Origin of the sequence: Actinoalloteichus sp. AHMU CJ021, assembly GCF_002895405.1 — a bacterium.
GTDB lineage: Bacteria > Actinomycetota > Actinomycetes > Mycobacteriales > Pseudonocardiaceae > Actinoalloteichus_B > Actinoalloteichus_B caeruleus.
In genome coordinates this window covers 1,924,729-1,947,598 of sequence record NZ_CP025990.1, presented here as the reverse complement: position 1 = coordinate 1,947,598, position 22,870 = coordinate 1,924,729, and the positions used below count along the sequence as shown (strand labels likewise).

19 protein-coding genes are annotated in these 22,870 nt (G+C 72.4%); 16 read left to right on the top strand and 3 right to left on the bottom strand.

Annotated features, from left to right (window positions below):
• The first annotated feature begins 107 nt into the window (after positions 1-107).
• The 6 genes from C1701_RS08070 to C1701_RS08045 all read left to right on the top strand — a co-directional run bounded on the left by C1701_RS08070 (position 108) and on the right by C1701_RS08045 (position 8,658).
• Complete coding sequence (locus tag C1701_RS08070) at positions 108-1,058, top strand: SurA N-terminal domain-containing protein (RefSeq protein WP_026417396.1); 951 nt, start codon at positions 108-110, stop codon at positions 1,056-1,058.
• Positions 1,059-1,166: 108 nt separating this feature from the next.
• Positions 1,167-2,243, top strand: coding sequence for a MazG family protein (locus C1701_RS08065; RefSeq protein WP_337662192.1), 1,077 nt, complete (start codon positions 1,167-1,169; stop codon positions 2,241-2,243).
• Positions 2,244-2,753: 510 nt separating this feature from the next.
• On the top strand, positions 2,754-2,957 hold the full coding sequence (locus C1701_RS08060; RefSeq protein ID WP_026417394.1) for a DUF397 domain-containing protein: 204 nt from the start codon (positions 2,754-2,756) through the stop codon (positions 2,955-2,957).
• Positions 2,958-3,160: 203 nt separating this feature from the next.
• Positions 3,161-6,436 (top strand): S41 family peptidase, encoded by a 3,276-nt coding sequence (locus C1701_RS08055; RefSeq protein WP_035291381.1) that lies wholly within the window; start codon positions 3,161-3,163, stop codon positions 6,434-6,436.
• Positions 6,437-6,781: 345 nt separating this feature from the next.
• On the top strand, positions 6,782-7,594 hold the full coding sequence (locus C1701_RS08050; RefSeq protein WP_026417392.1) for a lytic transglycosylase domain-containing protein: 813 nt from the start codon (positions 6,782-6,784) through the stop codon (positions 7,592-7,594).
• 146 nt (positions 7,595-7,740) lie between these two features.
• Positions 7,741-8,658 (top strand): lytic transglycosylase domain-containing protein, encoded by a 918-nt coding sequence (locus C1701_RS08045; protein WP_026417391.1) that lies wholly within the window; start codon positions 7,741-7,743, stop codon positions 8,656-8,658.
• Positions 8,659-8,729: 71 nt separating this feature from the next.
• Here the strand turns inward: C1701_RS08045 and C1701_RS08040 are convergent, their stop codons facing one another.
• Positions 8,730-9,107, bottom strand: coding sequence for a tetratricopeptide repeat protein (locus C1701_RS08040; protein ID WP_026417390.1), 378 nt, complete (start codon positions 9,105-9,107; stop codon positions 8,730-8,732).
• A gap of 320 nt (positions 9,108-9,427) precedes the next feature.
• Between C1701_RS08040 and eno the strand changes: the two genes are divergently transcribed.
• The 10 genes from eno to C1701_RS07990 all read left to right on the top strand — a co-directional run bounded on the left by eno (position 9,428) and on the right by C1701_RS07990 (position 21,278).
• Positions 9,428-10,714, top strand: coding sequence for a phosphopyruvate hydratase (gene eno / locus C1701_RS08035; RefSeq protein WP_026417388.1), 1,287 nt, complete (start codon positions 9,428-9,430; stop codon positions 10,712-10,714).
• A gap of 3 nt (positions 10,715-10,717) precedes the next feature.
• The gene (locus tag C1701_RS08030; protein ID WP_026417387.1) at positions 10,718-11,260 is read left to right on the top strand and encodes an FtsB family cell division protein; all 543 of its coding nucleotides are present in this window, start codon (positions 10,718-10,720) and stop codon (positions 11,258-11,260) included.
• Positions 11,253-11,777 (top strand): DUF501 domain-containing protein, encoded by a 525-nt coding sequence (locus C1701_RS08025; RefSeq protein ID WP_211237454.1) that lies wholly within the window; start codon positions 11,253-11,255, stop codon positions 11,775-11,777. Before C1701_RS08030 ends, C1701_RS08025 begins: the two co-directional genes overlap by 8 nt.
• A 670-nt stretch (positions 11,778-12,447) precedes the next feature.
• Complete coding sequence (locus tag C1701_RS08020; RefSeq protein ID WP_051313323.1) at positions 12,448-14,097, top strand: lytic murein transglycosylase; 1,650 nt, start codon at positions 12,448-12,450, stop codon at positions 14,095-14,097.
• Between the two features lie 84 nt (positions 14,098-14,181).
• Entirely contained in the window at positions 14,182-15,138 is a 957-nt protein-coding gene (locus tag C1701_RS08015; RefSeq protein ID WP_026417385.1) for a Ppx/GppA phosphatase family protein, read from the top strand.
• Positions 15,139-15,422: 284 nt separating this feature from the next.
• Positions 15,423-17,036 (top strand): peptide ABC transporter substrate-binding protein, encoded by a 1,614-nt coding sequence (locus C1701_RS08010; protein WP_026417384.1) that lies wholly within the window; start codon positions 15,423-15,425, stop codon positions 17,034-17,036.
• Between the two features lie 222 nt (positions 17,037-17,258).
• Positions 17,259-18,185 (top strand): ABC transporter permease, encoded by a 927-nt coding sequence (locus C1701_RS08005; protein WP_016700513.1) that lies wholly within the window; start codon positions 17,259-17,261, stop codon positions 18,183-18,185.
• Positions 18,178-19,158: an ABC transporter permease gene (locus C1701_RS08000; protein WP_026417383.1), complete on the top strand. Its 981-nt coding sequence runs from the start codon at positions 18,178-18,180 to the stop codon at positions 19,156-19,158. Before C1701_RS08005 ends, C1701_RS08000 begins: the two co-directional genes overlap by 8 nt.
• A gap of 106 nt (positions 19,159-19,264) precedes the next feature.
• Positions 19,265-20,239: an ABC transporter ATP-binding protein gene (locus tag C1701_RS07995; protein ID WP_035273441.1), complete on the top strand. Its 975-nt coding sequence runs from the start codon at positions 19,265-19,267 to the stop codon at positions 20,237-20,239.
• The gene (locus C1701_RS07990; protein ID WP_026417381.1) at positions 20,232-21,278 is read left to right on the top strand and encodes an ABC transporter ATP-binding protein; all 1,047 of its coding nucleotides are present in this window, start codon (positions 20,232-20,234) and stop codon (positions 21,276-21,278) included. Before C1701_RS07995 ends, C1701_RS07990 begins: the two co-directional genes overlap by 8 nt.
• A gap of 159 nt (positions 21,279-21,437) precedes the next feature.
• Here C1701_RS07990 and C1701_RS27250 read toward each other — a convergent pair whose 3' ends face one another.
• Positions 21,438-21,986, bottom strand: coding sequence for a hypothetical protein (locus C1701_RS27250; protein ID WP_248783759.1), 549 nt, complete (start codon positions 21,984-21,986; stop codon positions 21,438-21,440).
• 38 nt (positions 21,987-22,024) lie between these two features.
• A complete protein-coding gene (locus tag C1701_RS27245) occupies positions 22,025-22,558 on the bottom strand; it encodes a methyltransferase domain-containing protein (protein ID WP_248783758.1) in 534 nt (177 codons plus the stop codon).
• Positions 22,559-22,870: the final 312 nt, after the last annotated feature.

The following is a 22,870-nucleotide window of genomic DNA, read 5'->3' as shown; positions in this document are numbered from 1 at the left end:
GGTGGTCGGTCCTCTCACCCCGGGAAGCGGCGTGGTGACGGAACGAGACGAGGAACTACGATCAGCTGGCTAACCGGATGCCGACCGTTCGTGAGAAGGTGTCGCCCGTGAGGACTACGCGCCGTTCCCTTCGTCCGACCGTCGCCGTGCTGGCCTCCGCCGGGGTGCTCCTCGCGGGCTGCGGTTCGGACCCCAGCCAGGTCCGGGCCGCCGCGATCGTCGGCGACACGGTCATCTCACTCGAGCACGTGCAGGACCGGCTGGACTCGATCTTCGAGCGGGACCCCGAGGTCCGCCGCCAGTTGGCCTCCACCGGCCAGATCGGCGAGGTCGGCAGGAACATCGTCACCCTCTCCGTGCAGCACGAGCTGATCAACGAGGTCGCCAGGCGGGAGGGGCTGACCGTCGACCAGGCCGAGGTCGACGAGCTCATCGACCAGCGGGGCGGCGCCGAGGCGGCCTCCGAGGGCACCGTCTACGACGCGTCGAACTTCCGGGAGCGGGTCGCCGACCAACTGCTCATGCTGGAGCTCGGGCGCAAGTACTTCGACGGCATCGAGGTGGTCTTCGACTACACGCAGGCCGTCACCCGGGAGGACGCCCTGGAAAAGGCGGAGCGGTTGGCCGCCGACCCCGCCAGCATCGAGGAGATGGTCGCCGAGGACGCGGCGAGCGGGCTCCCAGGACAGCTCGACCAGCGCACGACCGCGGCCGAGCAGCCGCAGCTGGCCGGTCAACCGCTGTTCGGGGCGGCCCCGGGCACCGTGGTGGCGTTCCCCTTCGACAACCAGGGCGGGCAGTGGATGGTCGCCGTGGTCAAGGAACGCAACCTCGACGCCGCGACCGGTGAGCCCGGCCTGGCCGACTCGGTCGACCCGCAGACGTTGCAGTACTTCGGCTCCCGGCTGATGGCCCCGGTCGCCGACGAACTCGACATCAGGGTGAACCCGCGGTACGGCGTGTGGGACCCGGTGAGCCTGGGGGTGGCCCCGAACGCCGACGAGGTCGCCGGCATCCAGATCCCCCCACGTCAGGGGACCGCGACCGCCAACCAGTGAGTCAGCGGCGGCCGGGGGCAGCGGGGGTCCCCCGCGCCACCGGGCCGGTCGACGGCGTGACCGCACGGCCGGGAGGCCGGAAGACCACCACCCGGAGGGGGCGACGAGGTGTCCGAGGAGAACAGGGACAGGCGGGCTGCTCCGACGCTGGTCGAGGGCAGTGCCGTGCTGGTGGTGGAGGACCGGCCCGAACCGGGTGTCCCGGTCGCGGCCCTGCCCCTGGTGCGGGCCGCCCGGCACGTCCTCCTCGACCCGGACGTCCCGGCCTGGTTGGTCAGGGCGCTGGGCGGCGAGCCCACCCCCAAGCCGGCGGAGCTGTTGGCCCTGGCCACCCGAGAACCCGTCCTGCTCGTGGTGGTCGACGCGACCAGCCCGGGCGCCTCGGCGTTGCTGGAGGCCGGTGCCGCCGAGGTGCGGGGACCGGGGGAGGACGTCTCGCCGGATGCCTCCCCGGCCTGGAGCGGCGGCGCCGCCGGGCCGGGAGCGGCCCTGCTGGAGGCGGTCGCGGTGATGGACCGGCTGCGCTCGCCCGGGGGGTGCCCGTGGGACGCGGAGCAGACCCACGAGACGCTGCGCCAGTACCTCGTCGAGGAGACCTACGAGCTGCTGGAGGCCATCGAGGACCGTGACCGGGGCGCGCTGCGCGAGGAGCTCGGCGACGTCCTGTTGCAGGTGCTGTTCCACGCCAGGATCGCCGCCGAGCACCCGGAGGCCCCCTTCGACATCGACGCGGTGGCCGCCGCCCTGGTCACCAAGCTCGTCGGGCGCCATCCGCACGTCTTCGGCGCCGAGTCCGCTGACCCTTCCGCGTCCCCGTCGGACGCCCTCGCGCAGCAGGCGCGGTGGGAGGAGCTGAAACAGGTCGAGAAGCAGCGGGAGTCCGCCGTCGACGGGGTGGCCTTCGGGCAGCCCGCCGTGGCGCTGGCGGCGAAGATCGCCGCGCGCGCGACCAAGGCCGGGGTGCCGGCGGAGTTCTTCCCCTCGGGTCCCGGCGCGGGGGAGCGGCTGTTCGCCGTGGCCGCCGAGGAACGGCGCGCGGGGGGTGAGCCCGAGGGCGAACTCCGGGCCGTGGCCCGAGCCTTCGCCGGGCGGATCCGCGCCGCCGAGCGGGCCGCGCGCTCCGTCGGACTCGACCCGCACCGGCTGGGGCCCGCCGACTGGGCGAGGTTCTGGCCGTCGGAGTGAGGGAGCGCACCGCCCCCGCACGCGGCTGACGCCGCCTCCCCTTCCGTGCCCGGGCCGGCCCGTGGTCCCCGTGAACGGGCGCCCGCCTGGCCGACCACCGGACAGGCCGTCGTGCCCGGTCGGATTCGGCTTCGCCCACCCGGGAACGTTCGTCCCCGGCCGGCCGCCCGTGCCGCCCCGACTCTCCCGAGCGGGTGGCCGTCGCGGTGGCGGACGACGACCGGTCGCGCCCCCTGGGGCCGTCGGGCCGGGCCGCCAGTGGGGCGCCCGCCGGAGCCGACCTGGACCGCCAAGGGCCGGGAGGACCGGCGCCACGTGAGCCGCCTCGACCTCCGGCCAGCCGGCGCCAACACCGGACACCGCTCCTGACCAGCGGTCCACACCGCCGTGATCGTCATGGCGGCGGGACGCCCGAACGGGAAACCGGCCTCGCTCTACTCTGCTCTCGGTCGCGCTCAACGGCGAGGCGGCGGAACACCACTCGTTGCGTTACCAGAGCGGAGTACCCGAATGTCGCACGTTCCCGTGGCTGGCTGGCGCAAGTCGCGCCGCAGCACCTCGCAGACGAACTGCGTCGAGATCGGCTCCGGCCCCGCCGTGGTGGGCATCCGGGACACCAAGAACCGGGGGGCCGGGACCCTCTACGTGGAACCCGCCGTGTTCGGCGCGTTCCTCACCGCCCTCAAGGAGGGCCGCATCGGCACCGGACGCTGAGGCGGGCGTCCCGCCCCCACCGCACCTCCCCACCACGAGCGCCGAGCGCCCCTCCGGTGACCCCTTGGCGACGGTCGGCCAGGTGCCGAGCGCACCGCGCCGGGGTGGCCACGGACCGCCACCGAGTCGCCCGACGGCGTTTCCCGGGTGGGGAAGGGCAATCATCCTGTTGGTGGGGGTGCCTCGTCGTTAGGGTGGCGGAGGTGAACATCGCCGGATACCTCCGCTTCCCTCATCTCCACGCGGATCTCCTCACCTTCGTCGCCGAAGACGATGTCTGGCTCGCACCGCTCGACGGCGGGCGCGCATGGCGGCTCACCGCCGACCGTGTGCCGGTGACCAACCCCCGGTTCTCCCCCGACGGCGGCCAGGTCGCCTGGACCAGCACGCTCGACGGTGGCCGAGCCGAGGTCCAGGTCATCGGCCTGGAAGGCGGGACCTCCCGTCGGCTCACCCACTGGGGAGCCGGGCGCAGCCGGGTGCTCGGCTGGCGGTCGGACGACTCCGGCGCGCTCTCCGTCGTCGCGGCCTCCACCGTGGAGTCCCACGGCGCCCGTTCGTGGGCCTACTCGGTTCCCCTCGACGGCGGGCCGGCCACCAAGCTGCCGTACGGGCCGCTCAACGACGTGTCCTTCGGACCCGACGGCCAGGTGGTGCTCGGCAGTTACACCATGCGGGACCCGGGGCACTGGAAGCGCTACCGAGGAGGCACCACCGGCAAGATCTGGCGGGACCTCGACGGGGCCGGGGAGTTCGAGCGCGTCCACTCGGAACTCGACGGCAACCTCGCCAGCCCGCTGTGGGTGAACGGTCGGATCGTCTTCCTCTCCGACCACGAGGGCGTCGCCAACCTGTACTCCTCGGAACCCGACGGTTCCGACCTGCGCCGGCACAGCGACCACGACCGGTTCTACGCGCGGTTCGCCAGCACCGACGGTCAGCGGGTCGTTTACCAGCACGCCGGTGAGGTGTGGTTGCTGGAGGACCTCGACGGCACTCCTCGGCGGATCGACGTCGCCCTGACCGGGGCTGGCGCGAACCGGCGCCCGACCACCGCCACCGCCAGCGACCACCTCGCCGCGGCGGTGCCGGACCACACCGGCCGGGCGAGCGCGGTCCTCGCGAGGGGCACCGTGCACTGGGTGAGCCACCGGGACGGCCCGGTGCGCGCGCTGTCGGCCACCCCCGGGGTGCGGGCCAGGATGCCCCGGTTCGTGTCCGAGCGGCAGGCCGCCGAGAACGCCCCGGCCTCGGTCGTCTTCGTCACCGACGCCGAGGGTGAGGACGCGCTGGAGATCGTGCCGGTCACCGGCGTGGAGCCGGGTGCCGAGCCCCGCAGGATCGGCGCCGGCCAGCTGGGTCGGGTGCTCGCGCTGGAGGTCTCCCCCGACGGCCTGACGGCGGCGGTCACCAACCACGACAACAAGCTCCTCGCCGTCGACCTGGTCAGCGGCCGCATCCGGGTCGTCACCCGCGCCGAGTCGAGCGACCCGGGGGACCTGGCCTTCTCCCCGGACTCCAAGTGGCTCGCCTGGTCCCACCCCGGCCCGGACCCGTTGCGGCACATCCGCGCGGTCAACCTGGCCGCGGCGGTCGGTGACGCCGACGAGCTGCCCGCCTCCTCCATCGTCGACGTCACCGAGCTGAGGTTCGTCGACACCGAGCCGGTCTTCACCCAGGACGGCAAGTACCTCGCCTTCCTGTCCGAACGGACCTTCGACCCCGTGTACGACGCGCACGTGTTCGACATGTCCTTCCCGAACGCCTGCCGCCCGCACCTCGTGCCGCTGGCGGCCCTCACCCCCTCGCCCTTCGGGCCGACCACGCAGGGCCGCCCCGCGCCTGGGGAGACGGGGGAGGACGGCGAGTCCACCGACAGCGGCGAGAGCAGGCAGGAGGCCACCGTCCTCAGCGTGGAGGGCATCGCCCAACGCGCCGTGCCCTTCCCCGTCGCGGCCGGGAACTACCACTCGCTGCTCCCCGTCAAGGGCGGTGTCGTGTGGCTGCGTGAGCAGGCCAGCGGTGTCCTCGGCGACGCCAGGCCCAGCCAGGACGCCAAGGCCGAGCAGGCCACGCTGGAGCGCTACGACCTGAAGGAGAACCGGCTGGAGGTCCTCGTCGAGGACGTCGACCGGGTCGCGGTCAGCGGCGACGGCACGAGGCTGCTGTTGACCGACGGGGGCGCGCTGCGCCTCGTCCCCGCCGACCGCAAGGCCGAGTCGAACGGGCCAGGCGGTCCGGTGGAGATCGACCTGTCCAGGGTCCGGTTCACCCTCGACCGGGGTCGGGAGTGGCGGCAGGCCTTCGACGAGGCGGGCCGCCTGATGCGGGACCGGTTCTGGCGGTCCGACATGGACGGCGTGGACTGGGCCGGTGTCCTCGACCGGTACCGGCCGCTGACCGACCGCCTCGGCAGCCACGACGACCTGATCGACCTGCTGTGGGAGACCCAGGCCGAGCTCGGCACCTCCCACGCCTACGCGGTCGCGCCCGGCGGCGGCGACCAGCAGCGGCGGCAGGGCAAGCTCGGCGCCGACCTGGTCAGGGACGAGGAGGGGAACTGGCGGATCGGCCGTGTGCTCCCCGGCGAGACCTCGGACCCGGCGGCCAGGTCCCCGCTGCTGGCCCCCGGCGTCGCGGTGCAGCCCGGCGACGTGCTCGTCGCGGTCGACGGCCAGCCGGTCGACCCGGTGACCGGCCCGGCGCCCCAGCTCGTCGGGAGCGCCGGGAAGGAGGTCGAGCTCACCATCCGCCCCGGTGCGGGCGGCGCGGTCCGCCGGGCCGTGGTCGTCCCGTTGGCGGGGGAGGAGGCCCTGCGCTACCAGGAGTGGGTGGCCGACCGCCGCTCCTACGTCCGGGAGCGGTCCGATGGCCGCCTCGGCTACCTGCACGTGCCCGACATGATGGCCGTGGGCTGGGCCCAGCTGCACCGGGACCTGCGGTTGGAGACCCAGTACGACGCCCTCGTCGTCGATCTCCGGGAGAACGGCGGCGGACACCTCTCGCAGCTCGTCGTGGAGAAGCTCGCCCGCCAGATCATCGGTTACCAGTTCGACCGGGACGGCCGCGGCCACGCCAGCTATCCCAGTGACGCACCGCGCGGACCGGTGGTGGCGTTGGCCGACGAGCTGTCCGGCTCCGACGGCGACATCGTCACCGGGGCCATCAAGGCGTTGGGCGTGGGCACGGTGATCGGGGTCCGCACCTGGGGCGGGACCATCGGCATCGACTCCCGGTTCCGGCTGGTCGACGGCACCCTGGTCACCCAGCCCGGCTACGCGACCTGGATGCGGGGTCGGGAGTGGGGCATGGAGAACCACGGTGTCGAACCCGACATCGAGGTGGTGTGCCGGCCCCAGGACTGGGCGGCCGGCCGCGATCCGCAGTTGGACACCGCGATCCGGGTCGCCCTGGAGCGGCTCGCCGAACGGCCGGCGACCGCGCCGCCGCCGTGGCCCAGCCCCCGTCAGGGCGGCTGACGCGAGGAGCCCCGGGGTGGACGCGGCGCGCCCGTGCTCGTGCCACCGGTGTCGTCGTGGCGCGGTGTCCTCCGCCCGCGACGACACCCGGACGGCGCGGTGGCCCGGCGGACACCCGTCCGGCGGCTGCTCGGAGCCGGGAATCCCCTTCGGACGGTGGTGTCCGGGACCCCGGTTCCCCGGCTCCGCCCCGGATCCGACGCGCACGGGGCGAGGGGTGCCGGTCGCGGTCATGCATGCGCTACCGTCCCGGAGGCCATCACTGCGTGGCTCATCCGGACGCGACCGCGCGGGCTCCACGGGGCCCGGGTCGGCGCGAGTGAGGAGGACGGAGCGGTGTCGAACATGTCACCCGCCCCCGGGCGACGACGATGGGCCCGGTTGGTCATCGGGGGCGCCACCCTGGCGCTGGCGTCCTCGGCCCTGGTGGCCTTCGTGGCCAGGGACGACCCCGCCGACGGCAACTACCTCCAGGCCCTCGCGGAGGAGATGCCGGCCGTGGCGCCACCTGACCGGGGAGCCAGCCTCCCCCCGGTGTCCGTGGTCAGCGTCGATGGACCGACCCGGCTGGGTTCGCGTCCCCAGGACCAGCTCACCGGGTGGTCGGAGGCCCTCGCCGACCCCTTGAACATCCCCAGGGCCGCTCTCCAGGCCTACGGGTACGCCGCCGCGACCGTGCAGGCGGAGAACCCGTCCTGCGGGCTGACGTGGACGACGTTGGCGGCGATCGGGTCCTCCGAGTCCAACCACGGCCGGCACGGTGGCGCGACCCTGGATCGGACGGGACGTCCCAGCGAGCCCATCATCGGCATCCCGCTCGACGGGCGACCGGGGGTCAAGGAGATCCGCGACACCGACGGCGGTGAACTCGACGGGGACGACGTCTATGACCGCGCCGTCGGTCCCATGCAGTTCCTCCCCCAGACCTGGGCGGAGTGGGGGGTCGACGCCGACGGCGACGGGGTGGCCGACCCGCAGGACATCGACGACGCGGCGTTGGCGGCGGGCAACTACCTCTGCGACTCCGGTGGCGACCTGACCGAGTCGGAGGGGTGGTGGCGGGCGGTGCTCACCTACAACGAGAGCCGCGCCTACGCCACCGACATCCTCGAACGAGCCGAACGGTACGGACAACTCAGCCGCGACGTCCTGAGGTGAGGCCGCGCTCCCCGGGGCGCCCCCGCTCCACACCACCCTCGGGCGCGGCTTCGACCGCCCCGGTCCAAGCCCCGGCTGGCGCTCCGGTCCCCGAGGAACGGGATGTTTCGGGCTACTCGTTCGTTATCGACCAGTAATCTGACGGCGTGGCCACCACTTTGCCGCTGCCCTCGCCCTCGACGCGTCCCCGGCGCCGTCGGCGGGGGCCAGCGTCCTTCCTCCGTTGGCTCCTCGTCCTGGCGTTGCTCGCCGGTTCGGCGTGGGTCGCGTTCCGGGTCCTCGACTTCGTGGACTCCTTCACACCGTCCCGGGGCGCGCCGGTGTCCACCCGCATCCCCATCGACCCGGCCGACGTGGAACCCCGCAGCGCCGTCCCCGCCGGCCCGGTCGCCGTTCCACCGGGCCCCGGGGAGGAGGCCGCGCCGCCGGCCGCGCCACCCGAGGTCGCGGAGCGGTCCGATCCGTCGGAGAGCGCCGCGCCACCACCACCTCCGGTGACGGTCGAGGAGTGGGCGGACCGGATGTCGACCGTGCTGGACGTCCCGGCCAGGGCGCTGCGCGCCTACGCGGCCGCGGAGGTCCGCATGCGCGCCGACATGCCGGCGTGCGGAGTGCGGTGGAGCACCGTCGCGGCGATCGGGCGCATCGAGTCCGACCACGGGCAGATCGGCGGGCGGACGCTGGAGGAGGACGGCCTGTCCTCGGAACCGATCTACGGGGTCCCGCTGGACGGCCGGCCCGGCATCCGGGAGATGATCGACGAGGACGCCAGCGCCGAGGCCGGGGAAACGGTCTACGTGCGTGCCGAGGGCCCGATGCAGTTCCTACCGTCCACCTGGGACATCTGGGGTGCGGACGGGAACGGCGACGGGGTCGCCGACCCACAGCACATCGACGACGCGGCCCTGGGCACCGCCCGCTACCTCTGCTCGGCCGGGGCCAACCTGGACGACGCCACCGACTGGTGGGACGCGGTGTTCGCCTACAACAACTCGGTGGACTACGGTCAACGCATCTTCGGCCTCGCCGAGCGGTACGCCACCATCGAGGTGCCCGCCCCCTGACGGCGGTCCCGCACCACCTCGCGCCACCGCCGGGCCGGACACCGCGTCGAACGGCCGGAACCGGCCGGACGTCACCTCTCGAACAACGAGATCCGCGCCCGCACCTCGCCGAGCGCTTCCTGGTACTCGGGAGTGGGGTTCATCGACGCCGCCAGCCGGAGCTGGGTCCGTGCCTCCTCCAGCCGCCCCTGGCGTTGCAGGGTCCTGCCCAGGGCCAACCGCGCGTAGTGGTCGGTCGGGTCCATCTCCACCGCCGCGGCGAAGGCCGCCTCCGCGCGGCGGAGCTGCGCCGTGTAGTAGTAGGCCCGGCCGGCCAGCACCTGCACGCTGGGTTTGTCCGGGTTCTCGGCGAGCACGCGGTCCAGCACCCGCAACGCCTCGGCGGGCCGCCGCTGCTCCAGCAGCGCCTCCGCTCGGCGGAATGCCTCGTAGCTGTTCTCAGCCGTCATACTGTTCCCACGCTACGCCCGGAACCAGGCGTGTTCGACCGCCGTCCGGCTGGCTCCACCCGAGGCGGTGAGGTCACCGAGGGTGCCCGGCGACCGGCGGGGCGCGCGATCCAGGGGCCCGTGACGCGGGGTACCGCCGATCGGACGCTCCCCGTTGGAGTGATCGGTGGGGGGGCGAGCGGGCCATCCGGCGGTTCCTCCCCCGCTCGGTAGTGGACGACCCGGTACCCCGTCACCTGGATGTGCGTGCCTCCACAGAGCGAAACTGGCGGCGGACTAGGCTCGACCGGAGTCCGTACCGAGGATGGTGAGGAGCACAGGTGGCAGTCATCGAGCAGGTCGGCGCCCGCGAGATCTTGGATTCCCGGGGCAACCCCACCGTCGAGGTGGAGGTGGCGCTGGACGACGGGACCCTGGCGCGCGCGGCGGTGCCCTCCGGCGCGTCGACCGGCGAACACGAAGCCGTCGAGCTGCGCGACGGCGACGCCGCCCGCTACGGCGGCAAGGGCGTCGAGCGCGCGGTGACGGGCGTGCTGGACGAGATCGGCCCCGAGCTGGTCGGGGTGGAGGCCATCGAGCAGCGGGTGGTCGACCAGAAGCTGCTGGACCTGGACGGGACGCCGGACAAGTCCCGGCTGGGCGCCAACGCGATCCTCGGCACCTCGCTGGCCGTGGCGAAGGCCGCGGCCGACTCCAGCGGTCTGGAGCTGTTCCGCTACGTCGGCGGCCCCAACGCCCACGTGTTGCCCGTCCCGCTGTTCAACATCCTCAACGGCGGCGCCCACGCGGACAACGACGTGGACGTGCAGGAGTTCATGATCGCCCCGATCGGCGCCGGCTCCTTCCGGGAGGCCCTGCGCTGGGGCGCGGAGGTCTACCACACGCTCAAGTCGGTGCTCAAGGGCCGTGGCCTGAGCACCGGCCTCGGCGACGAGGGCGGCTTCGCGCCGAACCTGGCCAGCAACCGGGAGGCCCTCGACCTCATCGCGCTCGCCGTGGAGAAGGCCGGCTACCGCCTGGGTCGGGACATCGTCCTGGGCCTGGACGTCGCCGCCACCGAGCTGTACGAGAACGGCACCTACACCTTCGAGGGCTCCCCGAAGACGGCCGAGCAGCTGGCGGAGTACTACGCGGAGCTGGTGGCCGCCTACCCGCTGGTCTCGATCGAGGACCCGCTGGCGGAGAACGACTGGGACGGCTGGGTGCACCTCACCGAGAAGTTGGGTGCCAACGTGCAGCTCCTCGGTGACGACCTGTTCGTCACGAACCCGGAGCGGTTGGAGGAGGGCATCAGCCGGCGGGCGGCGAACGCCCTGCTGGTCAAGGTCAACCAGATCGGCACGCTGTCCGAGACCCTCGACGCGGTGTCCCTGGCCCACTCGCACGGCTTCAAGACGATGATGAGCCACCGCTCAGGTGAGACGGAGGACACCACCATCGCCGACCTGGTCGTGGCGACCGCCAGCGGTCAGATCAAGGCGGGCGCGCCGGCGCGGAGCGAGCGCGTCGCGAAGTACAACCAGCTGCTGCGCATCGAGGAGACCCTCGGCGACGCGGCGCGCTACGCCGGCGAGCTGGCCTTCCCCCGGTACACCCCGGAGGCGTAGGCGGTGGCCCGACGTGAGCGGGAGCGGCCGGGTCGGCGGGGCACGTCCTCGCCGGCCCGGCCCAGCGAGCGCTCGCGGCGGACCCAGCGGAGCAGCGGGAAGATCACCCTGGTCAGCTCGCTGCGCCGGGTCGGGGTCCGCGCGCGCCGCACCCGGGGCGGACCGCGGACGGGCGGGGCGTTCGGGCTGTCCTCCACCCGGCGGGCGGCGGTGTTGGCGATGGTGGTGTGCGCCCTGGCGTTGAGCGTCGCGGTGCCGCTGCGCACCTACCTGTCCCAGCGCTCCGACGTCGCCGAGGCGGAGCGGCGCCTGGAGGAGCTGCGGACCGAGCGGGACGAGCTGGCTGCCAGACTGGACGAGTTGGCGGACGACCAGCAGGTGGAGGCCGAGGCCCGCCGCCGGTTGGGTTACGTCCGCCCCGGCGAGACGCCGTACATCGTCCAGCTGCCGCCCGGCCAGGAGCCGAGTGAGCAGGAGGACGAGGAGGACGACCAGGACCAGGCCTGGTACAGCAGGCTCTGGAACTCGATCACGGGAGATGGCTGAGATGAGCAGGGCCGAGCAGCCCAGGGTGACCGAGCCGGTGCCGGCCACCGACGAGGACCGGGCGGCGGTGGCCGAACAGCTCGGTCGGACACCACGAGGGCTGCGGGCGGTGGTCGCGCGGTGCCCGAGCGGCCACCCCGCCGTGGTGCGGACGAGCCCCCGGCTGGAGGACGGCACTCCCTTCCCCACGTTGTACTACCTGACCTGCCCCCGGTTGTCCTCCTCGATCGGCCGGCTGGAGGCGTCCGGCCTGATGCGGGAGATGACGGAACGGCTCTCCCACGACGAGGAGCTGGCCGCGCACTACCTGCGGGCGCACGAGTCCTACCTGGCGGAACGGGACGCGATCGAGTCCCTCGGCATCCAGGTCACGGCCGGCGGGATGCCGGGGCGGGTGAAGTGCCTGCACGTGCACGTCGCCCACGCGTTGGCGAAGGGCCCCGGGGTGAACCCCTTCGGGGACGAGGCCCTGGGCCTGCTCGCGGCCGAGTGGCCGACCGGCGAGTGCGCCGCCTGACCGGCGCCACCCGCGACGCGTCCTGAGTTCCCCGGGCCGCTCCCGGCCGGCCGGGTGCCGCGAAGCCGTCCGCGGGACCGCCATCCGCGTCGTCGGCTGACGACGTGACGGGCCACCTCCGCCGGGGCCGGCCGCACCCAGGTCCGGCTGGCGCGGCACTCCGGTCCCTCGGCCGTCCGCTGGTCGCCGCCGTCCCCGGGCCACCGCCCGCCCCCGGTGCTCGTCCGCGCCGCCCACCTGCCCGTCCAACGGGGCGGCTGACCTCCAGGTGGCTTCCCGCGACCGGCGGTGTGGCCGGTGGCCCTCCTGGGCCGGGTGCCCGTGCGTCCGCAGGGCACGGTCCTGGCGACGGTCCGGTTGCGGACAGGTGAAGGCTGGCTGACTGGTTCGCGCCGGCCCCGGCTCCGGGATGGCCGGGTCCACCGCCGCCCGGGCGGCGATCACCGGTTCGGGGGACCACGCGGAGCCCGTGCCCGCCGCTGGTCAGGGGCGGTGCCGGGCCTCGGGCCACCGGGGTGGCCGACGTGCGGGGACCACCCTTGTGGGGCCGGCCCACACGAGTGGTCCTGGCTCCCGTCTCACACGAGGACCACGAGGAAGCCGGTTCACTACTGCTGTGAGCTGAGGCAGACTGGCTCCGGCAGGTGGAGTTGGCGGAGGAGGGGCACCGGTGACCGACCTGAGTGGACGGGCTCCTGAGGGGGCGACTGGTTCGCGGCCGAGGTGGCTGTTCGGTCCGAACGGACGCCCGAAGCTCCCCGTCGTCGTCACCGCCTTCGCGGCGCTGTTGATGCCCTCCGCGGCGCTGGGCACGGCGACGCTCAACGTCGCGCCAGCCCTGGCGCAGGAGTCGGCGGACATCGCCCTGCCGGGCCCGGGCGGCGTGCTGGACCTGCTGCGCGACCCCCAGGACGGCGAGTTGTACGGGGCCGGCGGCCGACTGCCCGCCGGTGACCAGGTCAGCCCGGAGCTGCTCGAGGAGCTGCGGAACCGGGGCGGCGTCCCCGGTTCGCCGGGAGACCCCTTCAACGACCTGCCCGACGGCCCGCTCGGCATCCCGGCGATCGTGCTCGACGCGTACCGGAGGGCGGAGCGCGGCCTCGGCGAGACCCAACCCGGCTGCGGACTGCACTGGTCGCTGCTGGCGGGCGTCGGGCGGATCGAGTCAGGCCACGCCCGGGGCGGCAACGTCGACTCGGGGGGCACCACCCTCAGCCCGATCCTCGGCCCGCAGCTCAACGGCGGACCGGGGATCGCCGCGATCCCGGACACCGATGGTGGCCTGCTCGACGGGGACACCGTCTGGGACCGCGCCGTCGGGCCGATGCAGTTCATCCCGACCACCTGGGCCGCCTACGCGGCCGACGGCAACGGGGACGGGGTGGCCAGCCCGCACAACGTCTACGACGCGGCCCTCGCCGCCGGCCGGTACCTCTGCTCGGGCGGCCTGGACCTCCGGGTGCCGGACCAGCTCGCGGCGGCGGTGTTCCGCTACAACCGCTCCGACGCCTACGTCCGGGATGTCCTCCACTGGGCCAACGCCTACCGGAACGGGGTCACCCCGCTGCCGGGCGAGGACGTGCCGGCGGACCCGGACCGCAACCGCGACCCGGTGGCACCGCCGGCCAGTCCCCCCGGCGGTCCGGGCACGCCCGGCGAACCGGGAGGCGGCCAGCGGCCGGGCACCCCGCCCGGTGACGGAGGCGGACGGCCCACGAACCCGCCTCCGACCGATCCCGCGCCGCCGTCCAGCGAGCCGAGCAGGCCGCCGACGACGGCTCCGCCGACCACCACTCCGCCTCCGACGACGACACCCCCGACCACTCCGCCTCCGACCACTTCGCCTCCGACGACGCCGCCGGAGTCCTCGGAACCACCGGAGTCCTCCGTACCACCCGAGTCCTCGGAACCGCCGGAGTCCTCGGAACCGCCGGAGCAGTGCCCGCCGGGCAGCACGCGCCCGCCGGAGGACGACGCGGACGAGAGCACCAGCCCCACCCCGGCCCCCAGCACCACGGCGACCCCTGCGCCGACCGGCACCCCCTCCGTACCGGGCGGGAGCCAACCGCCCGAGGGCAGCGAGCCCCCCGGGGACGACGACGGTTGCGTCCCGATCGAGGATCCGGAGGACGGGGACCGCGACGAGGACGCCGTCGAGGGCGCGACCGCCGAGGACGAGCGTCGGCCCGGGGCCGACGGGGAGGACGGCGGGACCCCGGCGCAGGGGGGACTCGCCGCCCCGGCCGCCGTGCTCAGCCGCCCCGCCGTCGTGTCCCTCCCGCGCCGTCGGACCGGGAACGGCGAGTGGCCGAGTCCGTGACCACGCCGGTGCCGCGACCCCTGACACCGATGGACCACCGCCGTTGCAGACTGGACCTCCGTCCCCGCTGCTGAGGAGCCAGGTATGCCCAGAACGGCCGCGATCGACTGCGGTACCAACTCCATCCGCCTGCTGATCGCCGACGTGAGCGCGCGGGAGAGCGGGGGAACGACCCTGACCGACGTGCGCCGGGAGATGCGGATCGTCCGCCTGGGGCAGGGGGTGGACGCCACCGGCCAACTCGCGCCGGAGGCGGTCGAGCGGACCCGGGTCGCGCTCGCCGAGTACGTCGACATCATCGAGAGGTCCTCCGTCGACCGCGTGCGGATGGTCGCCACCTCGGCGACCAGGGACGCGCGCAACCGGGAGGACTTCTTCTCGATGGTTCGCGGCACGCTGGGAACCGAGGCCGAGGTCATCAGCGGTGACGAGGAGGCCCGGTTGTCCTTCGCCGGAGCGGTCGCCGACCTCGACCCCTCGGACGGCCCCTTCCTCGTGGTGGACGTGGGCGGGGGGTCCACGGAGTTCGTGCTGGGCGACTGGGATGGCGTCCGGGCGCGGGTCCGAGCCGCCCGCTCGGTCGACGTCGGGTGCGTCCGGCTCACCGAGCGCTGCCTGCGGGACGACCCGCCCACCGCCGAGCAGGTCGCAGCCGCGCGCGCCGTGGTCCGCGACATCACCGCCACGGCCTTCTCCGAGGTGCCGGTGGCCGAGGCCACCACCTGGGTGGGGGTCGCCGGAACGGTGACCACACTGTCCGGGCTGGCCCAGGGGCTGGCGGCGTACGACCCGGCCGCCATCCACCTGTCCCGGCTGAGCCACGAGCGCATCGCCTCGGTCACCGACTGGCTGGTCACCTCGCCCCACGCGCGACGGGCGGAGGAGAAGGTGATCCACCCCGGCAGGGTGGACGTCATCACCGGGGGAGCGGTCGTCGTCGCCGAACTCGCCGACCGGGTCCGGGCCACCGCCGGTATCGACGAGCTGGTGGTCAGCGAGCACGACATTCTCGACGGCATCGCCCTGTCCGTGGCCGGCTGACGGGTACCCACCGTCAGGTTGCCCCTATCGGGGGCTTAACCTGTCCGCTGTCCGGCGGGTATGCGCTCAGCCTTCTGTAACGCTTCGTGCCTACGGTTGCTCTGGGTGTTTCAATGCGATCTGATTTTCGGGTGATCCTGTGGCGACTTCGTAATCCGTGACCTCTTGCTTGGCTGCGGATAGTGACTACGGTCGCTACATCGAAACCCGTCAAACGGGTCGGCCGCACCTGGCCGACCCCACCTGCCACGGCGACCGCCGTGGCACGAGCTGGAGGACGTTCCATGCGAGCAGGGCGAAGGACCGCCTTCGTCGCACTCCCAACGGCGGCCGCGCTGCTGTTGACGGCGTGTGGTGGAGGCGACAACGGTGGTGACAGTGCCGCCGACCCGAACTCCGAGGTGACCGTGTTCACCACGGAGCCGGAGAACCCGCTGATCCCGGGCGGCACCAACGAGACTGGCGGCGGCCGTGTGGTCGACACCATCTTCAGCATGCTCGTGCGGTACGACAACGAGGACGCCTCGTCGGTCAACGAGGTCGCCGAGTCCATCGAGGCGGACGAGGACGGTCGGGTCTTCACGATCACGATCAAGGACGACTGGAAGTTCCACGACGGCACCGACGTCACCGCCCAGAGCTTCGTCGACGCCTGGAACTGGGTGGCCTACGCCCCCAACGGCGCGCTGAACGCCAGCTTCTTCGAGAAGATCGAGGGCTACGAGGACGTCCACCCCGAGGACGAGGGCGCGGAGCCCGCCTCCGAGACCATGTCCGGGCTCGAGGTCATCGACGAGACCACCTTCCAGGTGACGCTCTCGGCCCCCTTCGCGATCTTCCCCGAGACCCTCGGCTACAGCGCCTACGCGCCGCTGCCCGAGGCGTTCTTCGAGGACCAGGAGGCCTGGGAGGCCGAGCCGATCGGCAACGGCCCGTTCCAGTTCGTCTCCCGCATCCCCGACCAGGAGATCAAGCTGGCCCGGTTCGAGGACTACGCGGGTGAGCAGCAGCCGCAGATCGAGAACCTGACCTACAAGGTCTACCAGAGCCTCGACGCCGCCTACACCGCCGTCGTCTCCAACGACCTCGACGTGCTCGACCAGATCCCGGTGTCGGCGCTGGCCGGCGACGCCTGGCAGACCGACCTCGAAGGCCGCACGCTGGAGGTCGACCTGCTCCTGAGCTACACCCTGAGCTTCCCGCTCTACGACGAGGTCTACGAGGACGTCAACCTCCGCCGCGCGCTCTCCCTGGCGATCAACCGCGAGGAGATGGCGGAGCAGATCTTCTTCGGCAACCGCCTGCCCGCGCAGAGCCGCGTGCCCGCCGTCCTGCTCGACGACCCCGAGGGCCAGTGCGAGTACTGCGACTACGACCCCGAGCGGGCCAAGCAGCTGCTCGCCGAGTCCGGCTACACCGGCGACGTGGGCATCACCTACAACTCCGACGGTGACCACCAGCAGTGGGTCGAGGCCGCCTGCAACAGCATCGCGAACACGCTGGAGATCGGCTGCAACCCGGAGCCGGTGCAGACCTTCAACGTGCAGCGCGAGATCGCCAACGCGCGCGAGTTCACCACCATGTACCGGACCGGCTGGAAGGCCGACTACCCGTCGATCGAGAACTTCCTGACCCCGCTGCTGCGCACGGGTGCCTCCTCGAACGACGGTGACTACAGCAACCCGGAGGTCGACGCCAAGCTCGACGAGGCCGACCAGGCCTCGTCGGTCGAGGAGGCCACCGAGCTGTACATGGAGGCCGAGCGGATGATCAACGAGGACATGCCCTCCATCCCGGTCTTCGACGACAAGGGCCAGGCCGGCCACTCGACCCGTGTCGAGAACGTGCACCTGAACCCGCTCCGTACGCTGGACGTGCTCTCGCTGTCCCTCGCCTGAGCCGACTGACCGGCACCGACGGGTCGGATCGCACGTGCGGTTCGGCCCGTCGGCGTGAGGGATCGAACACACCCCCCGCACCGACCTCGCCCGCCACCGTCACCGGACGGACGGGCTCGGACAGGTGAACAGGCCGGGTACCGTGGCCCAGATGGCACGGTCCCGGCCCTTCCGCCGTCCGGGCCCCACCCACCACGAACGGAACGGGGTTCAGGAGGACCCATGGGCCGCTATGTGGCCAGACGACTGCTACAGCTGATACCGGTCTTCATCGGCACGACGTTCCTGATCTACCTGCTGGTCTGGGCGCTGCCCGGAGACCCCTTCGCCGGCAAGTGCGGCGAACGCCCCTGCCCCGAGTCGTTCGTGGCAGTCATGCGTGAGAAGTTCAACATGGATGACCCGCTGTTCATCCAGTACGGCAAGTACCTGCTCAACCTGCTCCAGGGGGACTTCGGGGAGACCTTCTCCGGCACCTCGGTGGGCACGCTGATCAGCAACGCCTACCCGGTCACCATCCGGCTCGCGCTGATCGCCCTCCTCTTCGAGGCGCTGATCGGTGTCATCGCCGGCATCCTCACCGGCCTGCGCGGTCGGGGCTTCATGGACAACCTCGTCCTCGTCTCCACCCTGTTCCTGATCGCCATCCCCACCTTCGTCACCGGTTACCTGGTGCAGACCGTGTTCGGGCTCCAGCTCGGCTGGATCGCGCCGACGGTGTCGGGGAACGCGAGTTGGGGGGAGCTCCTGGCACCTGGATTCGTGCTGGCCAGCGTGTCGATGGCCTACGTGGCGCGGCTCACCAGGACCAGCATCGCCGAGAACAAGCGCGCCGACTTCGTGCGCACCGCCGTCGCCAAGGGGCAGCCGCAGCACCGGGTGGTGGGAGTGCACCTGCTCCGCAACTCGGCCATCCCGGTGGTCACCTTCCTCGGCACCGACCTCGGCGCCCTCATGGGCGGCGCCATCGTCACCGAGGGCATCTTCAACATCAACGGCATCGGAGGCCTGGTCTTCCGCTCGATCGCCCGGCAGGAGGGCACCACGGTCACCGGGGTCGTCGTGCTGCTGGTGATCGTCTACCTGGTGATGAACCTGCTCGTGGACCTGCTCTACGCGGTACTTGACCCGAGGATTCGCTATGACTGACCCGACGGCCGCGGCCAGCGCGGGCAAGATGGAGACCCGCGCACAGGAGGAGATCACCGCCGAGGGGCACGGCGCCCGGCCAGGCGGCGGAGCCGACGACGGCAAGCAGCGGAGCCTGTGGGGCGACGCGTGGGTGAGCCTGCGCCGCAGGCCGATCTTCATCATCTCGGCGGTCATCATCCTGTTCCTCACGGTGATGGCGCTCTTCCCCGGTCTGTTCACCTCGGTGGACCCGACCAAGGCCGATCTCTCCCTCGCCAGGCAGACGCCCTCCGCCGACGCGTGGTTCGGTTACGACCAGCAGGGCAGGGACATCTACGCCCGGGTGATCCACGGGGTTCGGGCCTCGCTGGTGGTCGGGGTGCTCGCCACCCTGGGCACCGTGCTGCTCGGCAGCCTCGTCGGCCTGTTCGCCGGCTTCTACGGCGGCTGGCTTGACGCGATCCTGTCCCGGTTCGCGGACGTCTTCTTCGGGCTGCCCTTCGTGCTCGGCGCGATCGTCATCCTGTCGACGTTCAACCCTCCCGGCACGCCCTACGGGCCGGTCCGGATCATCTTCCAGGTCATCTTCTCGATCGTCGTGCTGTCCTGGCCGGTGACGATGCGGATCATGCGGTCCGCCGCGCTCACCGCGAAGCAGCAGGACTACGTGAAGGCGGCTCGGGCACTGGGGGCGAGCCCGACCAGGATCATCTTCCGGCACCTGCTGCCGAACACCCTGGCCCCGGTGCTGGTCTACGGCAGCATCGCCCTGGGCACCTACATCGCCCTGGAGGCGACGCTGTCCTTCCTGGGCGTCGGCCTGCGGACGCCGGTGGTGTCCTGGGGCGTGATGATCAGTGACGCGAAGGAACTGCTCAGGATCGCCCCCCACATGCTGCTGTTCCCGGCGGGCGCGCTGGCCGTCACCGTGCTGGCCTTCGTCATGCTCGGCGACGCGGTGCGCGACGCCCTCGACCCGAAGATGCGATAAGGAGGTGCCGAACGTGTCAACGGAGGGACATCCGGCGGAACCGCCGAACGAGTCTCCGCTTCAGGACCCGGCGGCGCCGGCCGTCGTCCAGCAGGGTGCGGAACCGCTGCTGGCGGTCTCCGGCCTGCACGTGGAGTTCCGCACGCGGGAAGGCGTGGCCAGGGTCCTCAACGGGGTCCGCTACCACGTCGACGCCGGTGAGACGCTGGCGGTGCTGGGCGAGTCCGGCTCCGGCAAGAGCGTCACCGCCAACACCGTGATGGGCATCCTGGAGATGCCGCCAGCCGCGATCACGGCTGGAGAGATCCGGTTCCGGGGCGAGGACCTGCTCACCGCCACCGCCAGCCGGCGGCGGGAGGTCCGAGGCGAGGGCATCGCCATGATCTTCCAGGACGCGCTCTCCGCGCTGAACCCGGTGTTCACCGTCGGGTTCCAGATCGAGGAGCAGCTCCGGCAGCGCCGCGGCATGAGCAGGAGGGACGCCAGGAAGCGGGCGATCGAACTGCTCGACCTGGTGCGCATCCCCAACGCCAAGGGCCGGGTGCGGCAGTTCCCGCACGAGTTCTCCGGCGGGATGCGGCAACGGGCGATGATCGCGATGTCGCTCGCCCTGGATCCCGAGGTGCTGATCGCGGACGAGCCGACCACCGCGCTGGACGTCACCGTGCAGGCGCAGATCATGGACCTGCTCGCGGAGATCCAGCGCGAGCGGAACATGGGGATGGTCCTCATCACCCACGACCTCGGCGTGGTCGCCGAGGTCGCGGACCGGATCGCCGTCATGTACGCGGGGCGGATCGTCGAGGAGGCGGACGTCCACTCGATCTACCGCCAACCCGGCCACCCGTACACCCGCGCGCTGATGGACTCCATGCCGAGGCTGGACCAGCGCGGTCAGGAACTGAACACGATCAAGGGCCTCCCGCCGAGCCTGACCGCCATCCCGAAGGGCTGCCCGTTCCACCCCCGGTGCCCGATGGCGATCGACCTCTGCCGGGAGAAGGACCCCGAGCTGCTGCCGATCGCCGAGGGGCGCGTCAGCGCCTGCCACCGTAGTGATGAGTTGATGCGCGATGAGTGAGCCGATCCTCCAGGTGCGCGACCTGGTCAAGCACTTCCCCGTCAAGCGCGGGGTGCTGTTCCGGCGCACCATCGGACAGGTCAAGGCCGTCGACGGCGTCTCGTTCGACCTCAACAAGGGCGAGACGCTGGGCGTGGTCGGTGAGTCGGGGTGCGGCAAGTCCACCCTGGCCCAGGTGCTGATGCGCCTGGAACCGGCGACCTCGGGTACGGCGCTGTTCGAGGGCCAGGACATCTTCTCGCTGAACGGGTCGGCGCTGCGACGGCTGCGCCGGGACATCCAGATCGTCCTCCAGGACCCGTACACCTCGCTGAACCCGAGGATGACGGTCGGGGACATCATCGGCGAGCCCTTCGAGATCCACCCCGAGGTGGCCCCGAAGGGTGACCGCAAGGCGAAGGTGCGGGAACTGCTCGACGTGGTCGGGCTCAGCCCCGAGCACGTCAACCGCTACCCGCACCAGTTCTCGGGCGGTCAGCGGCAGCGGATCGGCATCGCGAGGGCGCTGGCGCTGCGGCCGAAGGTGATCATCTGCGACGAACCGGTGTCGGCGCTGGACGTGTCGATCCAGGCGCAGGTGATGAACCTGCTCGCGGAGCTGCGCCGCGAGTTCTCCCTGTCGTACGTGTTCATCGCGCACGACCTGTCCGTGGTGCGGCACCTCTCCGACCGGGTGGGCGTCATGTACCTGGGCCGCATGGTGGAGATGGGGACCGAGGAGCAGATCTACGAGCACCCCACCCACCCGTACACCCAGGCGTTGCTGTCCTCGGTGCCGGTGCCGGACCCGTCGCTGCGCGGCCAGCGGGAGATCATCCGGTTGACCGGGGACGTGCCCAGCCCGGTGTCCCCGCCCTCCGGGTGCCGGTTCCGCACCCGGTGTTGGAAGGCGCGGGACCTGTGCGCCACCGAGACGCCGCCGCTGGTGGACCCGGGGACGTCCCCGGTGGAGGGCGCCACCTGGCCGGGTGGTGACGAGGGCGCGTCGCACCCGAGTGCGTGCCACTTCCCGGAGGAGAAGCCGAAGGTCGTGGCCTGAGGCGGGAGAGGGTTGGTGGCCCGTGCGGGCCACCAACCCGGCGGCCGGATGAGCCGGTGACGGGGCGGCGTTCCGCGCGGGACGCCGCCCCGCGTCATGCCGGTGGCCGGGGGCGCTGGCCGAGTCGGGTTCGGCGTGGTGCGAGGTGCTCGCGGGTGGTCAGGGGAGCTCGGCGATCGGTCGCTCCGGGCGGTCCAGCCACAGCACGTGCTGCCCGTCCGGCCGCACCGTCAGCCCGAGCCTCGTCGGAGGGGGACGACCGTGGTCGTCCCAGAACTCCGCGAGTCGCACGTATTCGGCCCAGAGGTTCCGAGGGCCGGAGTGGACGACGGTGGCGTGCCCCGGGCTGGTGCGCCGTGCGCGCGCCCAGGAACGGCTCGCCGGGTCCCCCAGCACGTGCACGACACCGTGGTCGTGGTGTCGCACCACCTTGACGACATCCGGGTCCGTGAGCACCCGAAGGCATTCCAACGGGCGTTCGTCCAGGAAGTCCGGGAAGGGGTGTGTGGCCGAGGTTCCCCGCCCACTGGCCATCTCGATGATGTCCCGCCCGGTCGCACTGGTGTGGTGCGGGTCCGATCGCATGCGCATGAACGCGGCGTGGTCGGTGAACGGGCCGCTGGCACCGCCGTCCTCAGTGATGGTGAGGCGGGCGAGCGCGTACCCGAGGTTCGCGATGATGACCCCGCCGGCGCGGACCTGCCCCAACCACGTGGCAGGGAGCCGCGCGAGCCCGCACGTCGCGATCAGCCTGTCGTAGGGGCCTGTTCGGGAACCCCGTTCCCGCCGTCGCCCACGACCAGCCGGGGGTGGTAGCCCAGCCGGTCGAGGGCGGACCGGGCCGTGGTGACGAGATCCGCCTCCAGATCGATCGTGGTGACGGCATCGTCCCCCAGGACGTGGGTGAGGAGCGCGCAGTTGTAGCCGGTTCCGGTGCCGATCTCCAGCACGCGATGTCCAGGGTGGGCGTCGAGGCGTTCGAGCATGAGCGCCATCAGCGACGGGGACGTGGAGGAACTGGTGGGTGTGCCACCGGCATCGTGGCGGGTGATCAACGAGGCGTTCGTGTAGATGGCCTCCAGAGCGGCGCCGTCCGTGGCCAGGTCGTGTTCAGCCCGCTCGCCGGACGGGTCGTGCAGGACGAACCGGCTGACGAAGGCCTCGCGTGGCACGGCCAGGAATGCTTCTTCCCACCGGGAGCCGCGCAGGAATCCGTCGGCGCTGAGCTTGTCGGTCAGCTGTCGACGCAGCGGGGCGCTGTGGTGCGTGGTCGGGGTCATGGGTTCACTCCGAGGAGTTCGTCGGCGAGCGCCCGCGACAGGGGGAACGCGGCTTTCCTCTCCTCGGAGGTGGTGAGCTGCCGGGTCGGAGCGCCGGTTGACCTGGTCACGCGCGGCTCGCGGAAGCACCGGACGGAGGCTCGCTCGACCGCGCGGCACGAGGGGCTGTCCACTGGGCCGGGGTTCGCCGGGCGTCGGGTGCGCGCCCGCGGGGAACGACCGGGCGGCCAGGGGGCCGCCACGAGGGTGGGCATCACGTCCATCTCGGATTCTTACCACGCGTGATCACGACATTTCGGACGGTGTTCGCCG

Coding starts and splice junctions, on each gene's coding strand:
- C1701_RS07990 (WP_026417381.1), top strand. CDS start 20,232: ATGAGTGAGCCGATCCTCCAGGTGCGCGACCTGGTCAAGCACTTCCCC.
- C1701_RS08000 (WP_026417383.1), top strand. CDS start 18,178: ATGACTGACCCGACGGCCGCGGCCAGCGCGGGCAAGATGGAGACCCGC.
- C1701_RS08040 (WP_026417390.1), bottom strand. CDS start 9,107: ATGACGGCTGAGAACAGCTACGAGGCATTCCGCCGAGCGGAGGCGCTG.
- C1701_RS08050 (WP_026417392.1), top strand. CDS start 6,782: ATGTCACCCGCCCCCGGGCGACGACGATGGGCCCGGTTGGTCATCGGG.
- C1701_RS27245 (WP_248783758.1), bottom strand. CDS start 22,558: ATGACCCCGACCACGCACCACAGCGCCCCGCTGCGTCGACAGCTGACC.
- C1701_RS08025 (WP_211237454.1), top strand. CDS start 11,253: ATGGCTGAGATGAGCAGGGCCGAGCAGCCCAGGGTGACCGAGCCGGTG.
- C1701_RS08060 (WP_026417394.1), top strand. CDS start 2,754: ATGTCGCACGTTCCCGTGGCTGGCTGGCGCAAGTCGCGCCGCAGCACC.
- C1701_RS08010 (WP_026417384.1), top strand. CDS start 15,423: ATGCGAGCAGGGCGAAGGACCGCCTTCGTCGCACTCCCAACGGCGGCC.
- C1701_RS08015 (WP_026417385.1), top strand. CDS start 14,182: ATGCCCAGAACGGCCGCGATCGACTGCGGTACCAACTCCATCCGCCTG.
- C1701_RS08005 (WP_016700513.1), top strand. CDS start 17,259: ATGGGCCGCTATGTGGCCAGACGACTGCTACAGCTGATACCGGTCTTC.